25 protein-coding genes and 1 pseudogene are annotated in these 21960 nt (G+C 31.8%); 23 read left to right on the forward strand and 3 right to left on the reverse strand.

The features are described 5' to 3' along the window. Positions 1–150: G5 domain-containing protein (locus JJJ02_RS13445; RefSeq protein ID WP_396614731.1), on the forward strand; the 150-nt coding region annotated here is incomplete at its 5' end. Between the two features lie 34 nt (positions 151–184). Here the strand turns inward: JJJ02_RS13445 and JJJ02_RS07230 are convergent. After that, positions 185–715 (reverse strand): hypothetical protein, encoded by a 531-nt coding sequence (locus JJJ02_RS07230; protein WP_239243551.1) that lies wholly within the window; start codon positions 713–715, stop codon positions 185–187. A gap of 215 nt (positions 716–930) precedes the next feature. Between JJJ02_RS07230 and JJJ02_RS07235 the strand changes: the two genes are divergently transcribed. The 7 genes from JJJ02_RS07235 (at position 931) to JJJ02_RS07265 (ending at position 6872) form a co-directional block, all read left to right on the forward strand. Next, positions 931–1542, forward strand: coding sequence for a hypothetical protein (locus tag JJJ02_RS07235; RefSeq protein ID WP_239243550.1), 612 nt, complete (start codon positions 931–933; stop codon positions 1540–1542). A 157-nt stretch (positions 1543–1699) separates the two neighbouring features. Further along, positions 1700–2710 carry a hypothetical protein gene (locus JJJ02_RS07240; RefSeq protein ID WP_239243549.1) on the forward strand — a complete coding sequence of 337 codons (1011 nt, stop codon included), beginning with the start codon at positions 1700–1702 and terminating at the stop codon, positions 2708–2710. A 224-nt stretch (positions 2711–2934) separates the two neighbouring features. Beyond that, on the forward strand, positions 2935–3504 hold the full coding sequence (locus JJJ02_RS07245) for a hypothetical protein (protein ID WP_240837404.1): 570 nt from the start codon (positions 2935–2937) through the stop codon (positions 3502–3504). Between the two features lie 176 nt (positions 3505–3680). Then, positions 3681–4199 carry a DUF1541 domain-containing protein gene (locus tag JJJ02_RS07250; protein ID WP_240837403.1) on the forward strand — a complete coding sequence of 173 codons (519 nt, stop codon included), beginning with the start codon at positions 3681–3683 and terminating at the stop codon, positions 4197–4199. A gap of 143 nt (positions 4200–4342) precedes the next feature. After that, on the forward strand, positions 4343–5347 hold the full coding sequence (locus tag JJJ02_RS07255; protein WP_240837401.1) for a hypothetical protein: 1005 nt from the start codon (positions 4343–4345) through the stop codon (positions 5345–5347). Positions 5348–5554: 207 nt separating this feature from the next. Further along, positions 5555–5908 (forward strand): DUF805 domain-containing protein, encoded by a 354-nt coding sequence (locus JJJ02_RS07260; RefSeq protein WP_240837399.1) that lies wholly within the window; start codon positions 5555–5557, stop codon positions 5906–5908. 331 nt (positions 5909–6239) lie between these two features. After that, positions 6240–6872 (forward strand): hypothetical protein, encoded by a 633-nt coding sequence (locus tag JJJ02_RS07265; RefSeq protein ID WP_146608852.1) that lies wholly within the window; start codon positions 6240–6242, stop codon positions 6870–6872. A 19-nt stretch (positions 6873–6891) separates the two neighbouring features. On the opposite strand, the gene JJJ02_RS07270 is transcribed toward JJJ02_RS07265, so the two are convergent. Further along, the gene (locus tag JJJ02_RS07270) at positions 6892–7350 is read right to left on the reverse strand and encodes a hypothetical protein (RefSeq protein ID WP_239242460.1); all 459 of its coding nucleotides are present in this window, start codon (positions 7348–7350) and stop codon (positions 6892–6894) included. A 96-nt stretch (positions 7351–7446) separates the two neighbouring features. Here JJJ02_RS07270 and rbsK point away from each other — a divergent pair, with 96 nt between their 5' ends. Further along, positions 7447–8304 carry a ribokinase gene (gene rbsK / locus JJJ02_RS07275; RefSeq protein ID WP_240837397.1) on the forward strand — a complete coding sequence of 286 codons (858 nt, stop codon included), beginning with the start codon at positions 7447–7449 and terminating at the stop codon, positions 8302–8304. 455 nt (positions 8305–8759) lie between these two features. Here rbsK and JJJ02_RS07280 read toward each other — a convergent pair whose 3' ends face one another. Beyond that, positions 8760–9188 (reverse strand): hypothetical protein, encoded by a 429-nt coding sequence (locus JJJ02_RS07280; protein ID WP_111714138.1) that lies wholly within the window; start codon positions 9186–9188, stop codon positions 8760–8762. A gap of 141 nt (positions 9189–9329) precedes the next feature. Between JJJ02_RS07280 and JJJ02_RS07285 the strand changes: the two genes are divergently transcribed. From JJJ02_RS07285 to JJJ02_RS07345, 14 genes and pseudogenes are all read left to right on the forward strand, one after another. Beyond that, a complete protein-coding gene (locus tag JJJ02_RS07285) occupies positions 9330–10226 on the forward strand; it encodes a carbohydrate kinase family protein (protein WP_240837394.1) in 897 nt (298 codons plus the stop codon). Positions 10227–10297: 71 nt separating this feature from the next. Further along, on the forward strand, positions 10298–10930 hold the full coding sequence (locus JJJ02_RS07290) for a hypothetical protein (RefSeq protein WP_239242457.1): 633 nt from the start codon (positions 10298–10300) through the stop codon (positions 10928–10930). An 8-nt stretch (positions 10931–10938) separates the two neighbouring features. Continuing rightward, positions 10939–11319 (forward strand): hypothetical protein, encoded by a 381-nt coding sequence (locus JJJ02_RS07295; protein WP_239242456.1) that lies wholly within the window; start codon positions 10939–10941, stop codon positions 11317–11319. Between the two features lie 114 nt (positions 11320–11433). After that, entirely contained in the window at positions 11434–11565 is a 132-nt protein-coding gene (locus tag JJJ02_RS13325) for a hypothetical protein (protein WP_255724794.1), read from the forward strand. Then, positions 11550–11750, forward strand: a pseudogene (locus JJJ02_RS07300) (sodium/glutamate symporter); the annotation flags it as partial. The gene JJJ02_RS13325 and the pseudogene JJJ02_RS07300, both read left to right, overlap by 16 nt. 194 nt (positions 11751–11944) lie before the next feature. Further along, positions 11945–13036, forward strand: coding sequence for an ABC transporter ATP-binding protein (locus tag JJJ02_RS07305; protein WP_239242455.1), 1092 nt, complete (start codon positions 11945–11947; stop codon positions 13034–13036). Beyond that, positions 13020–14390, forward strand: coding sequence for a CehA/McbA family metallohydrolase (locus tag JJJ02_RS07310; protein ID WP_239242454.1), 1371 nt, complete (start codon positions 13020–13022; stop codon positions 14388–14390). Before JJJ02_RS07305 ends, JJJ02_RS07310 begins: the two co-directional genes overlap by 17 nt. Further along, positions 14365–15312, forward strand: a complete 948-nt coding sequence (locus JJJ02_RS07315) for an ABC transporter permease (protein WP_239242453.1) — start codon at positions 14365–14367, stop codon at positions 15310–15312. Before JJJ02_RS07310 ends, JJJ02_RS07315 begins: the two co-directional genes overlap by 26 nt. A 13-nt stretch (positions 15313–15325) precedes the next feature. Then, on the forward strand, positions 15326–17008 hold the full coding sequence (locus JJJ02_RS07320) for an extracellular solute-binding protein (protein WP_239242452.1): 1683 nt from the start codon (positions 15326–15328) through the stop codon (positions 17006–17008). A gap of 25 nt (positions 17009–17033) precedes the next feature. Next, positions 17034–17930, forward strand: coding sequence for a carbohydrate ABC transporter permease (locus JJJ02_RS07325; RefSeq protein WP_239242451.1), 897 nt, complete (start codon positions 17034–17036; stop codon positions 17928–17930). Between the two features lie 11 nt (positions 17931–17941). Further along, positions 17942–18796, forward strand: a complete 855-nt coding sequence (locus JJJ02_RS07330) for a metallophosphoesterase family protein (RefSeq protein ID WP_239242450.1) — start codon at positions 17942–17944, stop codon at positions 18794–18796. Beyond that, positions 18777–20099 (forward strand): MATE family efflux transporter, encoded by a 1323-nt coding sequence (locus tag JJJ02_RS07335; RefSeq protein ID WP_239242449.1) that lies wholly within the window; start codon positions 18777–18779, stop codon positions 20097–20099. The genes JJJ02_RS07330 and JJJ02_RS07335 overlap by 20 nt, the downstream gene beginning before the upstream one ends. A gap of 2 nt (positions 20100–20101) precedes the next feature. Continuing rightward, entirely contained in the window at positions 20102–20872 is a 771-nt protein-coding gene (locus JJJ02_RS07340) for a DeoR/GlpR family DNA-binding transcription regulator (RefSeq protein WP_239242448.1), read from the forward strand. 4 nt (positions 20873–20876) lie between these two features. Then, the gene (locus JJJ02_RS07345; RefSeq protein ID WP_239242447.1) at positions 20877–21866 is read left to right on the forward strand and encodes a histidinol phosphate phosphatase domain-containing protein; all 990 of its coding nucleotides are present in this window, start codon (positions 20877–20879) and stop codon (positions 21864–21866) included. The last annotated feature ends 94 nt before the right edge of the window (positions 21867–21960 follow it).

A 21960-nucleotide genomic window follows, 5' to 3' on the forward strand; every position in this document is an offset into this window, starting at 1 on the left:
CGTGAAGGTAAGAATGGTATTCGTGAAAAAGCGTATAATCAAAGATTTATTGATGGAGAACTTATCTCAACAACTCCAGCGTATGTATTGGTAGTAGAAGAACCAGTACATAGAATCTTAAAAATAGGTACAAAAGACGTTGCGAAATAAAATATAGCACAAAATTAATTTATGGTTAATTAATTTATAATTTACGAAAACCTCGTATAGCATTAATAATTTTTATTGCTATGTGAGGTTTTTTGATCTTTTTTGATACACTTGTTTTCACGACTTTTGTAATCTTGTTATAATCTATCACTTCTAATTTTCCATTTATTAATTTCAATGTTAGCCATGGATATGCCGGATCTTCTTCATTAAAATTATGCATGCGACCGATGAATTCTTTGTTATGTGCTACAGTGACTTTTACAAGACTGTCTCCATGATGCCAGAGCGAAATATGATTCTCGTCTACGCTATGATCGATATCGATATTATGTTGGATACGTTTGATATTTGTATAAAGATGATTCACCCAATCTATTTTAAGTAAAGCTTCTAAGTCATATTCATAGCCAAATTGTTCTTCGAGTATATGTTCAAAGTTATAATCCAGTGTTCTTTTAGCTAAATATAAGTCTTCTCCGATTAAATCTTTTAAGTCATAAATATCATGCTCATTTAAAAAGTCACGATCTTTCTCGCGGTACGCAATAAATTTTGGTTCCATATTATCACCTTGCTTTCTTGATAATATTGTAATGATTTAAATTGAAATTTACAATCAAGTATTTATTAACAAAAATCACAAAAATATAATTTATAATTAACAGAAAATTGTATAAAAATTTTATTTATTGTATAAATTATCCTTTACCATACTAAAATTTATAGGTATATTTTTATTAGTAGATAAGAGTACATTTACATAAAAGGGGATGCATTATGAAGAAATTAGCGAAAATAATCATTGCTGGATCTATTATTTTAACATCGGGAATTACTGCAGGAGAAGCAAGCGCAAAGTCTAGTAAATCTAAACCGAATTATTATAATTCTGCGGTAGTGAAAAAAGTCAAAGCAGGAACATATGTATTTGATGGTTTCAAGTTAGGTGGAAGATTAGAAACATATTTAAACAATTCGAAGTATGAAGAAGCAGAGGATGGACAAGCAAAATTATATAATAGTGAGTGGGATTTAGCGATTGCAGATAGATACGATGAAACCGATAATCCTCGCATTACAAGAATTTTTGATAATCGTATAGAAGATAAATCAAAATATGAGATGAACAAAATGAAGAAGATATATGGAAAGCCTTTATATACTGTAAGAAATGGAACGGAATATGCTCATGTGTATAAAAACGTCATTTTTACATATGAAAAGGATTATGGTAATCGTTATGCTTATCTTACTACTGTTACATTTTATAAGATGAATAATCATGATTTTAAGTTGTTTAGGAGTTATATTAAATCATACTTTAACAAGCCAACTTATTTTTCATATGCTTTAGATAGTTACAATTTTAATGATTTAGCTGAAGATTAATATTCCTTAAAGTCCAGAATTTGTTCTGGACTTTTTGATTTAGATAATATTAAATAGAAATTAGATCAAAAAATATTAATCAATATTATTTTAATTAGATTGTATTTCCTATTTAAAACAATTAAACTAAAAGAAAAAACTGTAAAAGAGGTAAATTATGAAAAAGACTGGATTAGCTTTACTAGCTTTAGGAATGTTATTACCAACAGCGAATGCTCAGGCGGCAACGAAAGTTTCTGAATTAAAGGTTGGTAACCAGGATTATAACGCAACGATATTAAAGGATACTGTAGCTTTTAACCGTGAAACTTATAACTTACCAGCAAGTAAACAGAAGACACAATTAAAAGCTGGTACGAAAGTTGTTGTTACAAAGCATAAGTTAGTTAAAGGTTATAATTTCTTAGTGCTCAAAGGTAATCGTTATATTCCTGCAGACGATAGTTTGATTGAAATCAATGAGGCATTAAAGTCAAATATTGATTATGATAAAGCACATTTAACAAACCGTGCGAAATATTTACTGAAACAAAGTGCTAAGAAAAAATATGCGAAACAATATAAATCTTTCTTAACAGTATTAGATAAAGATTATCAAAACTGGATGAACGGCAAAGAAAACATGATGGTACTAAGCTTAGTCGGTCAAAATGTATCTATTACCGGTGAGGGTCGTGACCTAATCACTTATGCTGAATGGGTTAAGCGTAAAATGCCTAGAATTAAATTGAACCCACAGCCGAAAGATACAGCGAAGGTTGATATTTTATCGGATCAATTTATAAGTGACTTTATTAATAATAAAAATAATATTGTTCGTGGTCATAAAGTTGGAGAAAAAGCGACTGATGTTAATAAAGATTATAAAGTTAGTGATGTCATGGTAACATACGTAGGTGTATTCCAGTATGGAAGAAACGCAGGTTTCTCTGTGGATGAGAAAACTGGTAAAGTAAATAAATTAATTTATGTACCAAGTAAAACTGTGACGTATGATCAGATTATCAATAAATACGGTCAACCGAAAGAAACAGCATTCTCAAATAAAACGGTATTAGAGCACATCTTATCTTATGATAAATCAGACTATGGTTATAAAGTGCATGTCGGTTTAGATAGTTTTAAAGGTAATGTGAAGTATATTATTAAAGAAGAGATTAAGAAGTAATATTTTATTTACATAAATAGGTGTCACATAGAGATTCTGGCTTTGGCTAGAGTCTCTTTTTTATATCAAAAAATAATTAAAAATAAATAAAAAATGATATAAATTAGTAAATAAAAAACGTAGATTATAATGCGAGTTTTGTGAAATGACAAGAAATAAATATATTTACACAAGAAATCGTGCCATAATGAATTGAATTCAAAGTAAATTCCAGGAGGCTTATTATGAATAAATTGATTAAACTAGGATTAGCTACTACAATTTTAGGAACTTCAGTATTTTCTGTTGGTAATTACGAAAGTGAAGCATCGATAAAGAAAGTTAAAGTAAATCCACTTTCAAAGAGTTTTATTAAATCGTATGCGAACCATAGTAGCATATCGTATGCAGGTATTAAACCTGGTATGGCTCTTACTCAAGTTGAAAAGAAATTAGGCAAAGATAAAAAAGTATTTAATTACTTTTTGCGAAAACCAATATATGAATATGGTGATGTCGGTGTATTTTATGATAATGATCAATCCGAACCTGTTACTTCCAAGTCAAAAGTGTGGTTTGTTTCTGTTATTGTGCGTGATACAAGTAAATCAAAGTTTATTAAAGCGTGGGGGAAACCAAATTACGTATTTATATCACATGGCCAAGATTTTAATAAATATTATTATGACCTCAACAAAAAAGATAAATACTTAGAGGTCGTAAACTATAGAGGTAATGAAATTTATTTTATTGAAAAAACTACTAAGAATAATTTTAACCGTTATGATAAAAAATACGTAAAAAAATATAAATAAATGCATTATAGATGCAATCAATACTTAAGATTCTAAAAATAGATATTCAGGTATTTTTTTAATATTTCAATCAACTCAGTGTATATATGTGATGCACTGAGTTTTCTTTTATTTGATTTATACCCCTATAGGGTATATAATGAGGTAGCATTAATAAACTTGAAGGAGTGAAACATATGAGAAGAATAATTGCAGTAGTTGCGAGTGCAGGTATTTTGTTAAGTGGTTGTGGTGCAAATGAAGAAGCGAAACATAACGAGCATGCACATATGAATCACAATAGTGAAGCTACGCCATCTAACATGAAAGTTGCAGAGAATCCGAAATATAAAAAAGGTGACAAAGTCACATTAACTGAAGGTCATATGCCGGGCATGAAGGATGCAGAGGGTGTTGTAAAAGAGGTTTATACAACACATGTGTATGAAGTGAGTTATCAACCGAAGAATGGTGATAAAAAAGTAAGTCATCATAAATGGGTGGTAAACGAAGAGTTAAAAGATGCACCGAAGTCCGGCTTGAAAAAAGGCGATAAAGCTGAGATGACTGCTAATCATATGGATGGTATGAAGGGTGCAGATGCAACAATTGATGATGTTCATAAGACAGATGTCTATGTTGTGGATTATAAAGATACAAAAACAGGTAAGACTGTTAAAGATCATAAATGGATGACTGAAGACGAGTTAAAATAATTATGTAGTATAATTCTCCGTATATGTAATTACATATGCGGATTTTTTATATTAAAAATAAGTAAATTATTAAAAATAATATTTATTCATACACAAAATTAGTAGATAATAGAAGTAATGAATAAATTTTAAAGGGGCTTACTATGAAAAAGTTATTACTATTATCTATGACAGCAATGTTGATGGCGGCATGTGGCGATGAAGAAGAAACGAAAGAAAAAGGTGCATCAAAAGTAGAGACTGAAACATCTGCATCTACTGAAGAGAAGAAAGAAGTAAGCACTGAAGAAAAAGCGAAAGAGACAAAAAAAGTAGTAGAGAAAAAAGATTCTACGGAAGAGAAAAACTTGAGTGGTAAGTATCCTTATATGGATAAAGATGGTCATATTGATATTTTGTCTGATGCGTTTATCAATGCATACACGAGACAAAACCGTATCGAAGAGTTTGCAGGTATAACGCAAGGTATGGATGTCGCTGAAGTTGAAAAGATGTATGGTAAACCAACTCATGATGGTAAGAGTAGAGTCGGTAGTAATCATGAGCGTTTTGGTGATATTGCGATAGAAAATACAGATTATAAAGTTTCTCAGATTTATATCAATTCATCAACGCCAGTTACACGTGAAGAGATTCTTGCTAAATATGGTGTTGCTACTGAAGTTTGGAAAAGTGATGATGGAGAAGTGATTTCATTAGTTTATAACAATAATCATTCAAACGGATTCCAGCTTATTCTCCACTTTGATAAGAATGATAATTTTATCGCAATGGAACAACAACCAGAAACATATCAAATGACTGGAGAATTGATCGTAAGTGATGATGATGCTCCGAGTGCAAACGAAGCTAAGGAAACTAATAGTGAAGTGTCATGTGAATACGGAGGACCAACAGTAGCAGAGAACGAAAAAGAAGAAAGATTACTTACAATTGCAATAGCAAATAAATGTTTAGATAATTTTGAACAAAATCCCTCTGACAAAGAGTCACAAACTGTTGCGTGGAATTTGATGATTAGAGGGGCTGCTCCAGGTGCGTTTGCAGATTATCCTGATGTCAAAGCAGCTGCTGAAAAGGTATATCAACGACTTGGTAAATATGATACAAGAGCACTTGAGTATAAAGATGATTACCTTAATCCATAGCCGAAAGAATAGATAAAAACTTTCTGAATCCCTGCTATAGCTTTAAACTTAGGGAAAGGAAAAATTCATAAATAAAATGAAGGATCGAATTGGTACAAAATCTTTAGCGCGGGAGAGTAATTATTAATGATTCTCCTGTGCTTTTGTTATACAAAGCATAAAAATTTTTTATAATTAAAGTAACAAATTACACACTACGGAGGGCTTGTGCAAAATAGATCAATGTCTTTTTGGGAAGCAACGAAGTTATTTTGGACGAGAGCATTTGATTTTAGTGGACGTTCACGAAGAAAAGAATTTTGGGTACAGGTATTCACACAAGTCTTATTTTATATTATTAGTGTAGTGATTTATCTTTTTATTATGATATCAGGGTTATTTGCGATAGACACATCTTCAACTGATGGTAATCATGAGGCTTTTGCATTTACTACTATTTCAATTGCTGTAATGATTGTATTTCTATGTTTGATTAGTTTAATCTTGTTAATACCTAACATTTTTTTGCTTGTACGTCGTTTGCATGACATAGGTAAGAGTGGTAAATGGGCTATTTTATGAATTGGTGTACCGAATATTTTATATTATGTTATTTCTTTTACTAAATACTCTGGTGGCGATACAGATTTAATGGGTATCTATCTTGTAATTAATTTGATTATTGTTACTACTTCTCTCGTATTTTTTGTCTGGACGATCATTTGGTGTGTACAAGACTCACAACCTGGTCCTAATGAATATCAAGGCAATCAAGAACCGTATCATCTACGATACGGTTCTTTTTCTAAATTTAATTGTGCCAAATTATAGAAGATTTCGTATAAATGTACTCTAAAAAACACTTATGTTATAATTTAGTTGATAATAATAATACCTAAAGGAGTGATTGATGATGAAAAAATTACTCGTAACAGGACTTGCAGCTGGATTAGTATTAACATCAGTAAATGTACAAGCAGAAGCAGCGACACCTAAGAAGATCAATATCGCAACAGAAGCTTTTGCGAACAAAGCAAAGAGCGGTAAATTGACAATCAATGGGTTAAAAGCTGGGCAAAAGGTGAGTTACTATAAGAATAAAAAAGGTGTTCACTATGAAGACTTCTTAGTGGGTAACAAACCGGGTTATGATTCAGTACGTTCACCAAATGCATTAGCATTTACAAACTTCCAGGAGAACGTACCATTTATGAAACGAACGATTACGCAGGTGAATGCAGATAATATTAAAGCAGTGTCTCGTAAGAAGATTCATCAAGTTTATGGTAAACCGCTGTATTCTATCCGTATCGGTATCCATTCAGAAATGGGATATGTAGATTTTTATAAAAATATAAAAATCATTTCAAGCGAACGATATAACAAAGATCATACAAAATTAACGAACGTCGTTGTTGACCGCATTGCTTTAATCAAAGCAAATGATTTAAAAACATTGAAGAAATGGCGTAACATCGATAAAAAATACGGTGGCGATCAATGGACTATCATGTATTTAAAAGGATCTGTTTGGAAAAAAGCATAGCACACAAAAAACAGCACATTTAAATTGTGCTGTTTTTTATGTTGATGTATTCTATTTCATCTAGATTGATTTTCACGATTTGTTTTCTGAATAGATGTTTTACCTCTATATTGATTTCTTTATCCTCCCAATGCGTATCTGTACTTTTGCCTTTGATGATCGTCCCGTCTTTTAACTTTATTTCGCACGATACATCACTATAAGATGATACGTAATGATGGTTATAATTCAAATAGCCTTCATCCTTCGCAATATGGTCGTAAATTTGTAGGAAATCTTTTTTCATTGCTGCAATTCTGGGGATTTGTTCTATCTCATCAGGATCGAATTCATAGCCAAATTCACTAAATAATAGCTCATCATATTCATAGCCGATCATTCTAAAAATATCTTCAAAATCTTCTTCAAACTTTTCCGGATCTATATTATATTTTCTCAGCGTTGCTTTATCTTCTTCTCTTAATATCACTGTATCCATTTAATCACCTCATTTTTGATAGTATAACAAATAAATTATGTATGTAACGTGTTATTTTCTATGTATTTCGTTATGATAATTTTAAGAGGTGAGTATATGATATATGTTATCGGAAGTATGTCTGTAGATTTAGTTGTGCAGGCAAACAGGTTACCAAAGAAAGGTGAAACAATCCTAGGAGATGCTTTCTTTATGACAGAGGGTGGTAAAGGTGCAAATCAAGCTGTCAGTGCTGCACGCCTTGGTGCAAATGTTTATATGGTAGGTTGTGTTGGGGATGATAATTTCGGTGAGATGATTGTAACGAATATGAAAGCGAATAAAGTTAACGTTGAATATATAGAGAAGATTGATGACTGTGCAAGTGGCACTGCGCATATTACATTAGCGGATAATGATAATTCAATTATTGTTGTACCTAGTGCAAATAGTGAAGTTTCAATTGAATTAGTAGATGAAGCACTAAATAGTATGGATCAAGATAGTATTATACTACTACAAAATGAAATTCCGAAATCCATCATTGAATACGTTATTGAAGAAAGTTATAAAAAGAAGATAACGACAATCTATAATCCAGCTCCGTTCATTGAAATCAATCCTGAATTACTGAAGAAAGTGACGTACTTTACACCGAATGAAACTGAAGTAAAGGCGATGTTTGGTGAGGAATTTAACGATGTGATTGAAAAATACCCAAAACAAATGATCGTGACGCTTGGAGAACAAGGAGCGACGTATTTCGATAGTGAGTTGATTAATATTCCAGCTATGAAAGCAGAAGTTATAGATACGACAGGTGCAGGTGATACATTCAACGGTGCACTTGCTGTAGGCATAAGTGAAGGTATGTCATTGAATGATGCTGTACAATTTGCGAATCAGGCAGCTGCTCTTTCAGTGGGAGGATTAGGTGCACAAGGTGGCATGCCTTATAGACATGAGATAAAATGAAAATAAAAAACACCAGTGAAAGTAAATGATTATCTTTCACTGGTGTTTTGTCGTTCAATAAACGCTGCGTAGTCTGTTTTTAATTTCATATTTGTTCTAAATCATCCCAATCGTAAATACACTCCAAATAAAGCCTATAAGAATCATTAGAAATATATCATAGTGCTGGAAATATAAATAGATACTTGAAAAGAGGTTTATTAACAACAAGCAAACTGCGAAAACTAAACTGACTTTTTGATACTTTAATCGATATGAATATTTTTGACTTTCATTATCAAAATCATCGTATTTAATTTTTGCTTCCGGCCAAATGAATAGGAGATAACCAAACATTAATAATGAAATAAAAATAATTTCTAGTGGATGAAGATGACCATTACCCGTTAAAAATAGATATAACAAAAATGCGGTGAAAATAGAGAAGTAAATATAATATTTTACTAAATATTGCTTCAAATCGTCTTTTCTTCTTTCATTTCACGACGTAACTCGTAGTAGCGCAGCCATTTAAATAGGACATACAAAATAAACATAATTATAGTCGTGTAGTGCATATTGCTTCCTGGAATGTTTGGTGGTGAGAGATGGATTACAATATAGCCGAGACCAATAATAATAGATAATACAATGCTGTATGTAATGCAGTCCTTTAAATACCACTGTGCAACGAGCCATTCTTTAGCTTTGTTGGTTTCCAGGTATCTTTTAATTTGTGTAATCGTATCTGCATAGCAAATCAATAGCATCATTGTAAATGCATATACCGCGAATAAAGTATACTTCGGATAGTATATAAAGATAAATGCACAAGCTACAATGATAAGACCAACCATACTCGTAATATAAAATTTTTTATTGTGTTTAATATACCACGATATCATGTCGCCACCCCTTTTGTTCAATATACTTATTATAAACCACAAATTAGGAAAGTTGAAGAAAATGGTATATTTTTTCTAGAAAATTTTATGATTAATTGATGAAACTGATATAAAATGAATTTAATAAAGGTAGGTGTGCTTATGAAGTGTTTAGTGATTGGATCAACTGTTGCTGATATTATGATTTACATGGATAGATTACCGACGAGTCAAGGTGATGAACATATTAAAAAGCAGATGATGGCAGTAGGTGGGTGTGCGTTTAACGTTGTGAATGTATTGCATCAGATGGGTGTAGATTATACTTTTATATCACCAGTAGGAACAGGTATGTATGGTGATTTTGTGAAGAAAGAATTGAATCGTCTAGGTATACAAAGTGAAATACATCTAGGTGGTGCGAATGGATGTTGTTATTGTTTCGTTGAAGAAAATGGTGATAGAACATTCTTGTCCCATCACGGCGTGGAGTATTCATTTAATCCAGAATGGGTAACGGATTTAGATATGACTTCATTTGATTATATTTATGTGTGTGGATTGGAGATTGAAGAAACAGATGGCGATAAGATTATAGAAATGTTGAAAGAAGTTTCAGGTCAGATTATCTTCTGTCCGGGTCCTCGAGGTAAATTAATTGAACAGAGGAAGATGGAAGCACTTTATGCGTTGTCTCCAATCATTTATTTAAATGAACAGGAAATAAAAGAATTAACCGGGATAGAAAATATAGAAGAAGCGGTACAAAAAATGTATGACTGGACACATAATACAGTCATTGTGACGACTGGTGCAGAGGGTGCAATTTATTATGATGGTAAGCTGCACAGTGTAACAGGATATAAAGCTGCAGTCGTTGATACAATAGGCGCTGGAGATAGTCATACTGGTGGCGTAATGGCAGCATTAAGCGCCGAGAAAACACTACATGAAGCCATTGATTTTGCAAATCTAGTATCGAGTAAAGTGGTCGGTGTGAATGGTGTGCATTTGGAGGACGCTGAGTATGAAACACTACGTCAACTTATGCATAATTAATATTCGAAATAGATTGTTGTTTTCTGTAAATGATAGTATGATTTAGGTGAATCGCATTGGAGGAAAATGAAATGAAAAAAATTGCTATTAGTGCATTAACTTTAAGTTTGTTGTTACCCACTTTACCTGCTCACGCCCAGGTTACACCATCAAAACCATCAGAATTAAAAGTAGGGAATAAAGATTATTCTGCAGTGATGTTGAAAGACACAAAAGTTATGATTAGAAATTCTCTGTACAATTCAAAACAAAATATCAAAACAATTAAAGCTGGAACTAAAGTAACGATTACTAAACATAAATTAGTACGAGGTTATAACTATTTAGTACTTAAAGGTAACTATTATATGCCTGTTGATGATGAAAATATTAAAATTACTAAACCTTCAAATACATCAATTGACTATAATGAATCTTTAAGTGGATTGGCCGTAAAAAGATTGAACGAGGCGAAAAATAAGAAATACTATAACGCTTATAAAGAATATACTATTTCAAGAGATTACTTATATAAACCTTGGATAGATAAAAAAGAAATTTCAATCATGCTAACTTTAGTCGGCGGAGATGGAATGATCGAAGATGATGCGTACGGGTTAATGACCTATAAAGATTGGATTCAAAGCGGTAAACCAAGCAAGGAAGTATATTCTAAACCGAAAGAAGATACAGCAAAAATTGATTTACATCGAAACAATTTATAAAAGAATATGTGAACAGTAAAGAAAATATAGTTCGTGGCCATAAAGCTGGAGATATTTTAGGTAAGGTAAATAATGATTACCGTGTATCTCGTACGTTCAATACGACGATTGGTGAGTTTGATGCTGGTAATAATGCTGCTTATCAAGGAGCGAGAAAAGGTTCAAAGATTGTTGCGACTAAACTTATTTACGCACCTAAAGACGGGGTATCATATTACGCAATTAAACGCGCATACGGTAAACCGGTAAGTTCTAAACTTTCACGTAAACACATTGTAGAACATATTCTAAAATATGATAAATCAAAGTATGGTTATGATTTATACGTAGTGTTCGATAGCTACAAAGGTAATTTGAAGTATATGTATAAGACGCCGATAAAGAAATAAGTATTCTTGCACCTAGTTTATCTAGGTGTTTTTTTGTAAAAAATAGTTAATGACAATTTACACTCATCGTGAAATAAAGTTAATGATAAAAGTGTTTAGTTGATTCTAGACGAAATGAAAGAAATGTATAGTATCTCTCTATCTCTGATGGAGCTTGTTGTAAATGATGAAAATCTCAATGAGGCAATAAAAAGAGTTAAGGCAAACAAAGGAGCAGCTGGAGTTGATGGTATGACAGTGCAGTGATGGTAGCTGGTTTCTTAGGTCACGGATTAGGTGCAACACCTAACGCCATGGCCAATATGGACTCTGTTACAAAATTATTCGGCCCTTCACAAAGAGCATTTTTAATCGTACCTGTTGTAGGTGCATTTTTAATTGATGTATTTTCAGTACCAATCATTATTATGACAATAAATTTATTCAGTTAATACAAATATGTAAAAGCTCAGAATTTTTTCTGGGCTTTTTATTTTGCGTAAAAAACGTTTGTTTTAGCTTAAAACACTTTTGATTTGTAAAAAACAAAAGTATAACAAAAATGATTTATTTACATTAGTTTAAATATAAATTAAAACTTCTTTGATATATTTTGTATTGTTAATACATACAACGAGGTGGAAATATGATTCAAATTGAACATTTGAACAAAACATTCGATAAGGATGTTATTGCAGTTAACGATTTTAATCTTAACATTGAGGAGAAAGAATTTATCGTATTCGTTGGTCCATCAGGATGTGGGAAGTCAACAACGCTAAGAATGATTGCAGGGTTGGAGAGTATCACATCTGGCAGCATCAAAATTGATGACAAAGTTATCAATGATTTGCACCCAAAAGACAGAGAAATAGCCATGGTATTTCAAAACTATGCATTATATCCTCATATGACAGTTTACCAAAATATGACATTCGGATTAAAAATGAGAAAAATCAAAAAATCTGAATATCATGACAAGGTCGTAAATATCGCCAAAATATTAGAGATTGACCACTTACTGAAACGTAAACCAATGGCCTTATCTGGAGGACAACGTCAACGTGTTGCACTAGGTCGAGCAATTGTCAGAGATGCCAAATTGTTTTTAATGGATGAACCTTTATCAAATCTGGATGCTAAACTGCGTACACAAATGCGTACAGAAATAATCAGATTACATGAGCGTGTGGGCGCTACAACAATATATGTCACACATGATCAGACGGAAGCGATGACGATGGCTTCAAGAATAGTTGTTATGAAAGATGGTGTAATTCAACAAATTGGCACTCCTGAAGATATTTATAATAATCCGGCAAATCGTTTTGTAGCAAGTTTTATAGGATCTCCAAATATGAATTTTGTTGATGTTGATAAAGTTGATAACGATTATCTAATTGCAGGAGAAAAATTCTACTTACCTTTTAAATTAAATAATAATGAGTCAAAGATTACAATGGGTTTTCGTCCGGAAAATGCAGAAGTATGGAATGGTCAAGCTGACGGAATAACTTTGAAAGATGTTGTTGTGGATGTAGTTGAAATGACAGGTGCTGAAAAAATTGTTACTTGTCATAAAGATAATATGGAATTTAAATTAGTTTTTGATGCAAAGTCAGTGTTTGACAGAAATCAGAAACTATCGATTTTTATCCCATATGAAGCATTATTGTTCTTTAATGAACATACTGGATTAAGAATTGACAAGGAGACATCAAATGAAGAAGCTGTTTGAAGCAGAATTTCAATTAAGTCAGTTAAATAACAAGACACATCTGCCAATTCAAATAGATTTAAAAGATGATTATGAGTCTATAGTAATTAATTATTGTTACGGACCAGTTGTAGAAGAGAGTAGTGAATTAGTGGATGTGGCAATTAATGAAGCAATTTCTTTAGGAAGTATTGATCCATATACGACAACACATAGTTTAAGAAATTTAATTACTCCAAGTATTCGTTACAACAATGAGTTTATTGGAGCAAATCATAGTTTTGATCAAATGGAGATAATTTTAGGTGAAGATTCTTCAGTTGGATTTAATTCAGTTAATTTTCAATCAGGCTTACTAGAAATAATAATGAGTTGTCATGCAATTGTTTCAGAAAAAGTCACACTAAGTATTTCAGTACGTGGTATGCAATGTTCTAACGACATCGTTTCGTATAAAGCTGAACTGCATAGTCATACGAATCATAGCGATGCTTCTTTTACAGTTGATGAATTATTAAAGTGTGCTAACAAGCGAATGTTAGATGTAATTGGAATAACAGATCATAATACATTAACGAGTTATTATGATGCACAAAAAATGAATCATGATCAACTAATTATTCCAGGCATTGAATATACAACGTTTGATGGTCATTTCTTATGTCTGGGAAATCCAGATAGATATAAAAACCATGACTTTACTCGCATAACAAAAGAGAATATCTTTGAATATTTAATCGAGTTAAAATCAGAAGAAACACTGCTTATCATGGCTCATCCATTTGATACAGGTTCACCGATATGTACAGGCTGCAGGTATGAATATGATAACGCAACACATAATTTATTTGATGCAATTGAAATCTGGAATGGAGATAACCCGCATACTACATCAAATTATAAAGCGCTCAAGTTCTATAAAGCGTTATTAAACGAAAATCCATCTGTTGTTATGACCTGTGGACGTGACTGGCATAATGAAGGCTATACCGGACTAGTTCCACACTTAAAAGTATTTGGGAAAAAGAATAGTAACTATAAGGATATTATCCAGGCTATAAAATCAGGACAATCAGAATTACAATATGGTTTTGAAATCAGTACTAACAAATATCTGCCATATGGATTAGCAGTAGATATCCGCCACTACCAATTTGAAATAGTTGCTGATGAAGCACAAGTTAAAGTGGACTCTAATTTTGGATATTTAAACGTAAATGTTCAAAATGGATATCTCGTATTTGATAGTGATACTGATTTCGATAATTTGGAATGGATTATTATTGAAAAATATGTGGAAGATAAATTAGTTGCTATAGGCAATCCTATTTTTAATGGAGGCACTATGAATGGCAAAAAAACAAAAGATGATTAAAACACAATCTGGTACAAAAGCGACATGGCAAAATTTATGGAAACATAGATATTTATATTTAATGTTATTGCCATGTGTAATTTTCTTTTTCGTTTTTAGTTATATCCCTATGACTGGAATGATATTAGCATTTCGTGAGTTTACTTTTAATTCTGGTATATGGGGAGAAGGTTGGATTGGTTTCAAATATTTCGAGCGATTTTTTGGTGATTCAAGAAGCACTCAAATTATTATTAACACACTTATTATTAGTGGTATGAAATTGTTTTTAGCTTTACCTTTTCCAATCCTACTAGCACTTATGTTTAACGAAATTCAAAACAATAAATTAAGAGGTTTTTTTCAAAGTATTTCTTATATTCCTCACTTCTTATCATGGGTAGTAGTTGTGGGGATTGCTAGGAATATATTAGCGCCCGACACAGGACTGCTAAATGAAATTATAAAATTTTCAGGAGGTGAGGGAGACCATTTCTTCATGATGGATCCAGACTATTTTCACGCAATTATGTTTTCTACATATTTATGGAAGGATATAGGATGGAGTTCCATTATATACTTTGCTGCAATAATGGGTATTAATCCTCAGTTATTTGAAGCAGCAGCAATGGATGGTGCAAATCGACTAAATCAAATTATTCACATTATTATTCCATCAATTTTTCCGACGATCATTGTATTGTTTATTTTATCGCTAGGTAACATTTTATCTGCAGGCTTTGATCAAATTTATTTGTTGCAAACACCAGGTAATGCTAAAGTCGCTGAAATTATCGATACATTTGTTATCCGTACAGGTATTCAGCAAGGTGATTTTGGTTATGCTACAGCAATAGGTTTAATTCAAGGTGTCATAGGTTTAATTCTCGTATTATTTGTGAATTATATTTCATCAAAAAAATTCAAAACATCATTATGGTAAAAGGAGTATTGAAATGAGAAAAATTATATTATTAATGGTATCTTTTTTATTACTATTTACAACTGCATGTGGCAAAACAGAGGAAAAAGAGAGTAAAGAGGCGGATAAAAAAGGTAAACCGGATACATGGATAGCAGATCGTAAGATTAAAGGTTTAGTATTTCAAAGTGAAGGAGATGTTTCTCCACTACAAAACAAAGAAGTACAAGCATTAATAAAAAAGAAGACAGGAATTGAATTAGAATTACAGACAGCTCCAGGTAGTGACTCAACTGACGCTTTAACAGCTGGCCTTGCAGCAGGAGATTTGCCAGACTTTATTGCATATTATTTAAATGATAGTGGTCGTCCAGAAATGAAAGTTTTAATGAAAGCTGCTAAGCAAGGTCAATTAACAGACTTAACTGACATGTTAAAAGATTCAAAAGTATATAAAAAATATTTTGAAGATGATTATTTACCAAAAGATACAAAAGACAACATCATGTTCCGTAAAGACTTAGATGGGACTTACTTAGTACATATGAGTATTCCGAGAAATGCAGCAAGTCCTGAAGTAAAGACAATTGGTGGCCCATATGTAAGAAAAGATATTATAGAGAAACTTAAAATAGATCCTAAGTCTATTAAAACTTCAAAAGATATGTATGAACTTGCAAAGAAAATTCAAGATGGAAAATTTAAAGATGAGAATGGAAAATCAATAACACCAATTGGACCAACAGCTTGGGGTGGAAGTGATCGTACTGCTTTTTATAATGATTTAGTATGGACTGGTCCAGCTGATGAAAAATTCTTAAAAGATAAAGATGGAAAGATTAAACACGAAGCGCAAACTGAACAAAGTATGGAACGTGTGAAATATGTTAAAAAATTAATGGATGAGAAGTTAATGCATCCTGAGTTTTACACTTTACCTGAAAATAAAGCAAAAGAAGGTATTGTAAATGGTTCATTCGGAATTGTTTCTGATTTACACAACTATGTAACAGAAAATCAAAACATGAAATACATCCCTGTTGGACCATTAAACTTTATTGATAGACCATACAAGATGTCATTACCATATAAATCTGGGTATGCAGGATGGGCAATTCCTAAGACTACTAAAAATCCAGAAGAAATTGTTAAATTTGCTGATTTCTTAGCAAGTCGTGAAGGAAAGTTAATCTCACAATACGGTATTGAAGGTCGCGATTACACATTAGACAAAAAAGGTAACCCGGTTGTTAAAAAAGAAGTTTTAGATGAAATTGCAAACAATCCAGATAAAGCAAAGAAACGTGGATTCCGCGGAGCAGGTGCTTATTGGGCAGAACATTTAGGATACACTGATATCGATCGTAAAGCAGACTTTGGTGAAGCTGAATATGGTGCAAGTGCACGTAAGAATACGCAAAATACAGGTCAAAAGATAGCTGATATGTGGGGATATGATGAGAAACTGAAAAATGCAGAAGTTATTGATGGATTAACTGTAAAGTCATTCTTACCACGTTTTGAGCGTTCAGAAGATTTAGAGACAGCTTTAAATGAATATGATGAAGCACTACAACGTGCTTATTATGCAAAATCTGATAATGAATCAAAGAAAATTTTAGATGAAGCATCTCAACGCGTTAAAGATGCGGGCATTGAAGATTTTATAAAATTAGTTGAAGATGAAATAAAAAAAGGTGAAAAAGTTCGCTTCTAGTATTTAGCTTTTAGGAGGTTGTACCATGCCAGTAGGCAAAGATAAGTCTTGGCTTGTTATTAAAATTGTTACAATGATCATTTTAATCGGACTAACGTTAAGTATAGTATTACCATTTCTTAATATACTAGCTTTATCGTTAAATAATGGTAATGATGCGCAAAAGGGTGGTATTTATTTTTGGCCAAGAATGTTCACACTTGATAATTATATCGAAATATTTAAACAAGGTAAGATAGTAAATGCACTTTGGATCAGTCTATTCAAGACGGTTGTTGGGACCGTCTTGAGTGTACTGCTCACTGCCATGGCAGCTTTTGCATTAAGTTCAAGAACATTGCCATTTAGAAAGACAATCACATTCTTTATATTCTTTACAATGCTATTTAGTGGCGGAATCATTCCGCTTTATCTTGTGTTAAACCAATTGCACTTAACAAATACAATTTGGGTCTATATTATTCCATCTTTATATAGTGTGTGGAATATATTGATTATGCGCACATTCTTTTTAGAAATACCGAATAGTGTGAAGGAAGCTGCGATGTTAGATGGCTGTAATGACTTTCAAATATTCTGGAGAATTATTCTCCCAATGAGTCGTCCGGTTATTGCTACAATCGCATTGTTCAATATTGTTTCACAGTGGAATGATTGGTTTACAGGATCATTTTTCGTACGAGATGCAAATCTCAAACCTATCGCTACTGTATTGCAAGAAATGTTAACAACACAAGAAGCAATTGCTAACGCATTGAAACAAAAATCTGGGTCATATGAAATGCTGGATAAGATAACTATTACAGGTGAGTCATTGCAAATGGCAACAATAGTCATTGTTGTTATACCTGTTCTTATCATTTATCCATTTATTCAGAAACATTTCGTTAAAGGTGTAAATATTGGATCGATGAAAGAATAGGAGTGTTATTTATGAGTTATAAAATTATTCAATTAACTGATTTACATTTAAGTCCACATCACAATAAAGAGGATGTGGAAACATTTGAATTAATCTCTCAAATGGTTCTATACTATCATCCGAATTTATTGATGCTAACTGGTGATCAAATCTGGTCAGAAGGTATTATCGATAGTGATCAGACATATAAAAAATTAATACAACATTTGAATAGTTTAAATGTTCCTGTTGCTATAACTTATGGCAATCATGATACAGAAAATCAATTTACAAGGTCTGATTTAAGAGCACTTGAATCAGAAATCAATTTATTAGCTGAAAAGAAACATACTTATATTGTTGATGATAAAGAAGCGTATTGTATAGAAGTTACGCAAGACAATAAGTTAACACATGTGATTTATGTAATAGATAGTGGCGATTATGATAAGTTGAATATCAGTCATTATGACTACATTCATCCGGAACATGTCAACTGGATTCGTAAGACCAGAGAGAGATATGTGAATTCTGGTTTTACAGGTAATAACAATATATTATTTACGCACATTCCGCTTCCTGAGTATAAATTAGCAAACAAAGAGAATGGATTAAAAGGAATATACAATGAACAGGTTTCTTCAGCGGATATCAATAGTGGCATGTTCGTTCAATTGTTACACAATAATGATGTGTCATATGTATCATGTGGCCATGACCACGATAATGATTTCCAGTTTAATTTAAATGGTATTAATTTATGTTTTGGAAGAGTAAGCGGATTTCATTGTTATGGAGATGTTCATCGCGGTGCCAGAATGTTTGAACTTGAACCATCAGGACGAGTAACAACAAAGGTATTAGAATATGATAAAAGGTTCAAATAAAAGATTTAATAAGCTTTTTTATCCTGTATTAATCGAACAGTTCTTTTTTATGCTAATGAGTCAAATCGATATAATTATGCTGACAGGTATAGGTTTGTCTACTGTCGCTGCAGTCGGTTTAGCGAATCAAGTATTGGTGATTGTAACTTTTCTTATCACTATAATACATGTCGGAATTTCAATTCGATTAATTCATAGTAAAGAAAAAGACAAGCAATTAATGAAGACGGATATAACGATGGGGTTAATTTTCAATATAGTAGTAACAGTCATATTATCTATTTTTGCTATGTTATTTATTGATCCTATATTGAATGTACTTAATATCCCTAAAGATGTTTATCAAGTTACAAAGTCGTTTGCACTTGCCTTGCTTTTAATGAATTTTGTCCATACAACCAATATGTTAATGGGGACGGTACTACGAGTACTTGAATATGCTAAATATGTGACGATAGTTTCTATCTTGATGAGTAGTATTAATATTATATTGAATGCATATATTCTTTATGGCTCTGGTGATAAATATGATGAGCCAGTATTAATGGTAGCTTGGGCAACTAATATTAGTAGAATTGCAGGGTGTATATTATTAATCTGGTTAATTAAAAAGTATTTAATATCGATAAAAATAAAACAATTTAATATAAGTTTCTTTAAGAAAATCATTGGATTAGGATTGCCTAGTGCAGGAGAGAATATATCATATAATTTTTCTCAGCTTATATTAACAGCGTTAATCGCTAGTATAGGTACACTTGCTGTGTCTTCAAAAATTGTTACTCAAACGATGACAGGATTTGCATTTACCTTTGCATTAAGTTTTGCGATTGCCAATCAAATTTTTTTAGGTAGATTTATTGCAAAGTATAAATATAATATATTGCGCACTTTAGTTCACAAGCATTTAAAACTAACCTGCTTAATAAGCTTGTCTATTGTGCTAATGATAACAATTGTATTTTTTTATTTAGGTCACAACTATTTTGAACAAGAATCATGGAAAGTTATTTTGAACTTATTATTTCTATCATTAATACTTGAGCCTATAAGAGCTATCAATGTATTTTTAGTATTTATACTTAATGTAATAGGTGATGTAATTTATCCTGTAAAGATTAATATTATTGTTACTTGGTTTTTGCTAATACCAGGTGCATTTATTGGTATCAAATTCTTCGGGTTAGGCATTTTTGTTGTATTTATTTTAATGATTTTTGATGAATTGATACGTGCATTTTTAATGTTAGGACGCTTCAATAGAAATGAATGGAAGAAATCTATACAGAAGATAGGTGTATAGTTATGGATATCAAAGAGAGACATGATTATATTGTTAACCATGTTAAGCAGCACAAATTTGTTAAAGTAAATGAATTAGCTATTTATCTTGAAGTAACGCCTGAAACAATACGTAAAGATTTATCTCTACTGGAAGATAATAAGTTACTGTCTCGTGTACATGGTGGAGCAGTGAAATATAAGTTTTCTAATAAAGAGATGGCACTACAAAAGCGTATGGATATTAATTCAGGTGTAAAGCGTAAAATCGCAAAAAAAGCAGCAGAATTTATCCATTCTGGAGATACAATAATCGTTGATGTCGGTACTACAACCTGCTATATCGCTGATTATCTTGAAGATATTACGAATTTAACTGTTGTAACGAACTCTCTAATTGCATGTGAATTCTTTAATCGTGCATTAGAAGAATGTCGTATTTCAGGAGAGATTATTATGCTTGGGGGAGTATCTAATCCTGAACAACGTGCTTTAAGTGGTGCAATGACTGTTCAACAAATTTCAGATTTTACTTTTGATAAAGCATTTATTTCGTGTGGATCGTTTAATGAATCTTTTATTTATGATTTTGATATGAATGAAGCAATTTGCTCAAAGACAATGATAAACCACAGCCAGTATAATTTTTTAATCACGGACGCATCTAAATATAGCAAAAAACCATTATATAAAATATCGGATTACCACTCTATTCAATGTGTGGTTACAAATTTTGATAAACCAGATTCAATAAGTGGAAATCCACAATTGGAATGGGTAAATATAAAGAGGTGAAAATTTGATAGATTTACATATTCATTTAGAAGAAGGACCATATACAAATAATTTTTTTAACAAGACGATTACATCAATAGACACAGTAAATAATACAACTTCAGATGGAACACTTAAAGATATTGAGAGAAAAGAGTATTTATTTAGAAAGCGACTCTCAGAAGGTGATTATTCAGAATGGTGGTTGGATCTATATTTAGATAGAGCACTTCAAAAAGGACTGAAACAAGTTGGTATTGTAGACCACTTATATCGCTTTGTAGAAACTGAAGATTATTTTCTAACGCATATGGATGTATCGGATACTGACTTAGGTAACAGACAAAGGCAATGGTTAAAACAAGTTATGACACATAAGATGAGTGATTTTGTTAACTTTATCAATAATCAAAAAGAGAAATGGGCTAATGCCGGAGTCGAATTAAAGCTTGGAATTGAAGCGGATTATTTTGTTGGTGGCGAGGAAACATTAAAATCTTTACTAAAACCTTATGAGTTTGATTATATCATTGGATCTGTACATTTTAATCAGGGATGGGGATTTGATAATCCTGAACTTGCAAGTAAATTTGAAGAATATGATTTAGTTGAACTATATGAAGACCATTTTAATACTGTAATAAAAGCAGCTGAAAGTGGCATCTTTAGTTTTATTGCACATTTAGATAATTTGAAAGTATTTAATTTCCGACCTGACGAAGAATTATTAATACCTTTTTATAAAAAGGTAGCAAAAGCATTAGTAGAAAACAACGTTGCCACTGAAGTAAACGTCGGATTAAAATATCGCTATCCAGTGAAAGAACAATGTCCGAGTGAAAAATTTATTAATGTATTGAGTAAACATAATGTACATTTCACTACAAGTTCTGATAGCCACTTCCCACATGATATCGGAATTTATAACGAAGAAATAAGAGCTTTACTTAAAAGAAAAGACGTAAATCATATTGTGTCATTTAATAAAATGAAAAGAGAAAAGATGGATATTTAATAAAGACCTTAGAGATAGCTCTAGGGTCTTTACTAGTATTCTAATTAATCGAATCGAATTACATTCAGCACCTATCCCCATCTACATTAAAATT

The organism is Macrococcus sp. PK, from assembly GCF_022501545.1.
Lineage (GTDB): Bacteria > Bacillota > Bacilli > Staphylococcales > Staphylococcaceae > Macrococcoides > Macrococcoides epidermidis.

Coding starts and splice junctions, on each gene's coding strand:
- JJJ02_RS07335 (WP_239242449.1), top strand. CDS start 18,777: ATGATAAAAGGTTCAAATAAAAGATTTAATAAGCTTTTTTATCCTGTA.
- JJJ02_RS07290 (WP_239242457.1), top strand. CDS start 10,298: ATGAAAAAAATTGCTATTAGTGCATTAACTTTAAGTTTGTTGTTACCC.
- JJJ02_RS07305 (WP_239242455.1), top strand. CDS start 11,945: ATGATTCAAATTGAACATTTGAACAAAACATTCGATAAGGATGTTATT.
- rbsK (WP_240837397.1), top strand. CDS start 7,447: ATGATATATGTTATCGGAAGTATGTCTGTAGATTTAGTTGTGCAGGCA.
- JJJ02_RS07235 (WP_239243550.1), top strand. CDS start 931: ATGAAGAAATTAGCGAAAATAATCATTGCTGGATCTATTATTTTAACA.
- JJJ02_RS07340 (WP_239242448.1), top strand. CDS start 20,102: ATGGATATCAAAGAGAGACATGATTATATTGTTAACCATGTTAAGCAG.
- JJJ02_RS07240 (WP_239243549.1), top strand. CDS start 1,700: ATGAAAAAGACTGGATTAGCTTTACTAGCTTTAGGAATGTTATTACCA.
- JJJ02_RS07270 (WP_239242460.1), bottom strand. CDS start 7,350: ATGGATACAGTGATATTAAGAGAAGAAGATAAAGCAACGCTGAGAAAA.
- JJJ02_RS07320 (WP_239242452.1), top strand. CDS start 15,326: ATGAGAAAAATTATATTATTAATGGTATCTTTTTTATTACTATTTACA.
- JJJ02_RS07230 (WP_239243551.1), bottom strand. CDS start 715: ATGGAACCAAAATTTATTGCGTACCGCGAGAAAGATCGTGACTTTTTA.
- JJJ02_RS07280 (WP_111714138.1), bottom strand. CDS start 9,188: ATGATATCGTGGTATATTAAACACAATAAAAAATTTTATATTACGAGT.
- JJJ02_RS07250 (WP_240837403.1), top strand. CDS start 3,681: ATGAGAAGAATAATTGCAGTAGTTGCGAGTGCAGGTATTTTGTTAAGT.
- JJJ02_RS07245 (WP_240837404.1), top strand. CDS start 2,935: ATGAATAAATTGATTAAACTAGGATTAGCTACTACAATTTTAGGAACT.
- JJJ02_RS13325 (WP_255724794.1), top strand. CDS start 11,434: ATGAAAGAAATGTATAGTATCTCTCTATCTCTGATGGAGCTTGTTGTA.
- JJJ02_RS07285 (WP_240837394.1), top strand. CDS start 9,330: ATGAAGTGTTTAGTGATTGGATCAACTGTTGCTGATATTATGATTTAC.
- JJJ02_RS07330 (WP_239242450.1), top strand. CDS start 17,942: ATGAGTTATAAAATTATTCAATTAACTGATTTACATTTAAGTCCACAT.
- JJJ02_RS07325 (WP_239242451.1), top strand. CDS start 17,034: ATGCCAGTAGGCAAAGATAAGTCTTGGCTTGTTATTAAAATTGTTACA.
- JJJ02_RS07310 (WP_239242454.1), top strand. CDS start 13,020: ATGAAGAAGCTGTTTGAAGCAGAATTTCAATTAAGTCAGTTAAATAAC.
- JJJ02_RS07265 (WP_146608852.1), top strand. CDS start 6,240: ATGAAAAAATTACTCGTAACAGGACTTGCAGCTGGATTAGTATTAACA.
- JJJ02_RS07315 (WP_239242453.1), top strand. CDS start 14,365: ATGGCAAAAAAACAAAAGATGATTAAAACACAATCTGGTACAAAAGCG.
- JJJ02_RS07255 (WP_240837401.1), top strand. CDS start 4,343: ATGAAAAAGTTATTACTATTATCTATGACAGCAATGTTGATGGCGGCA.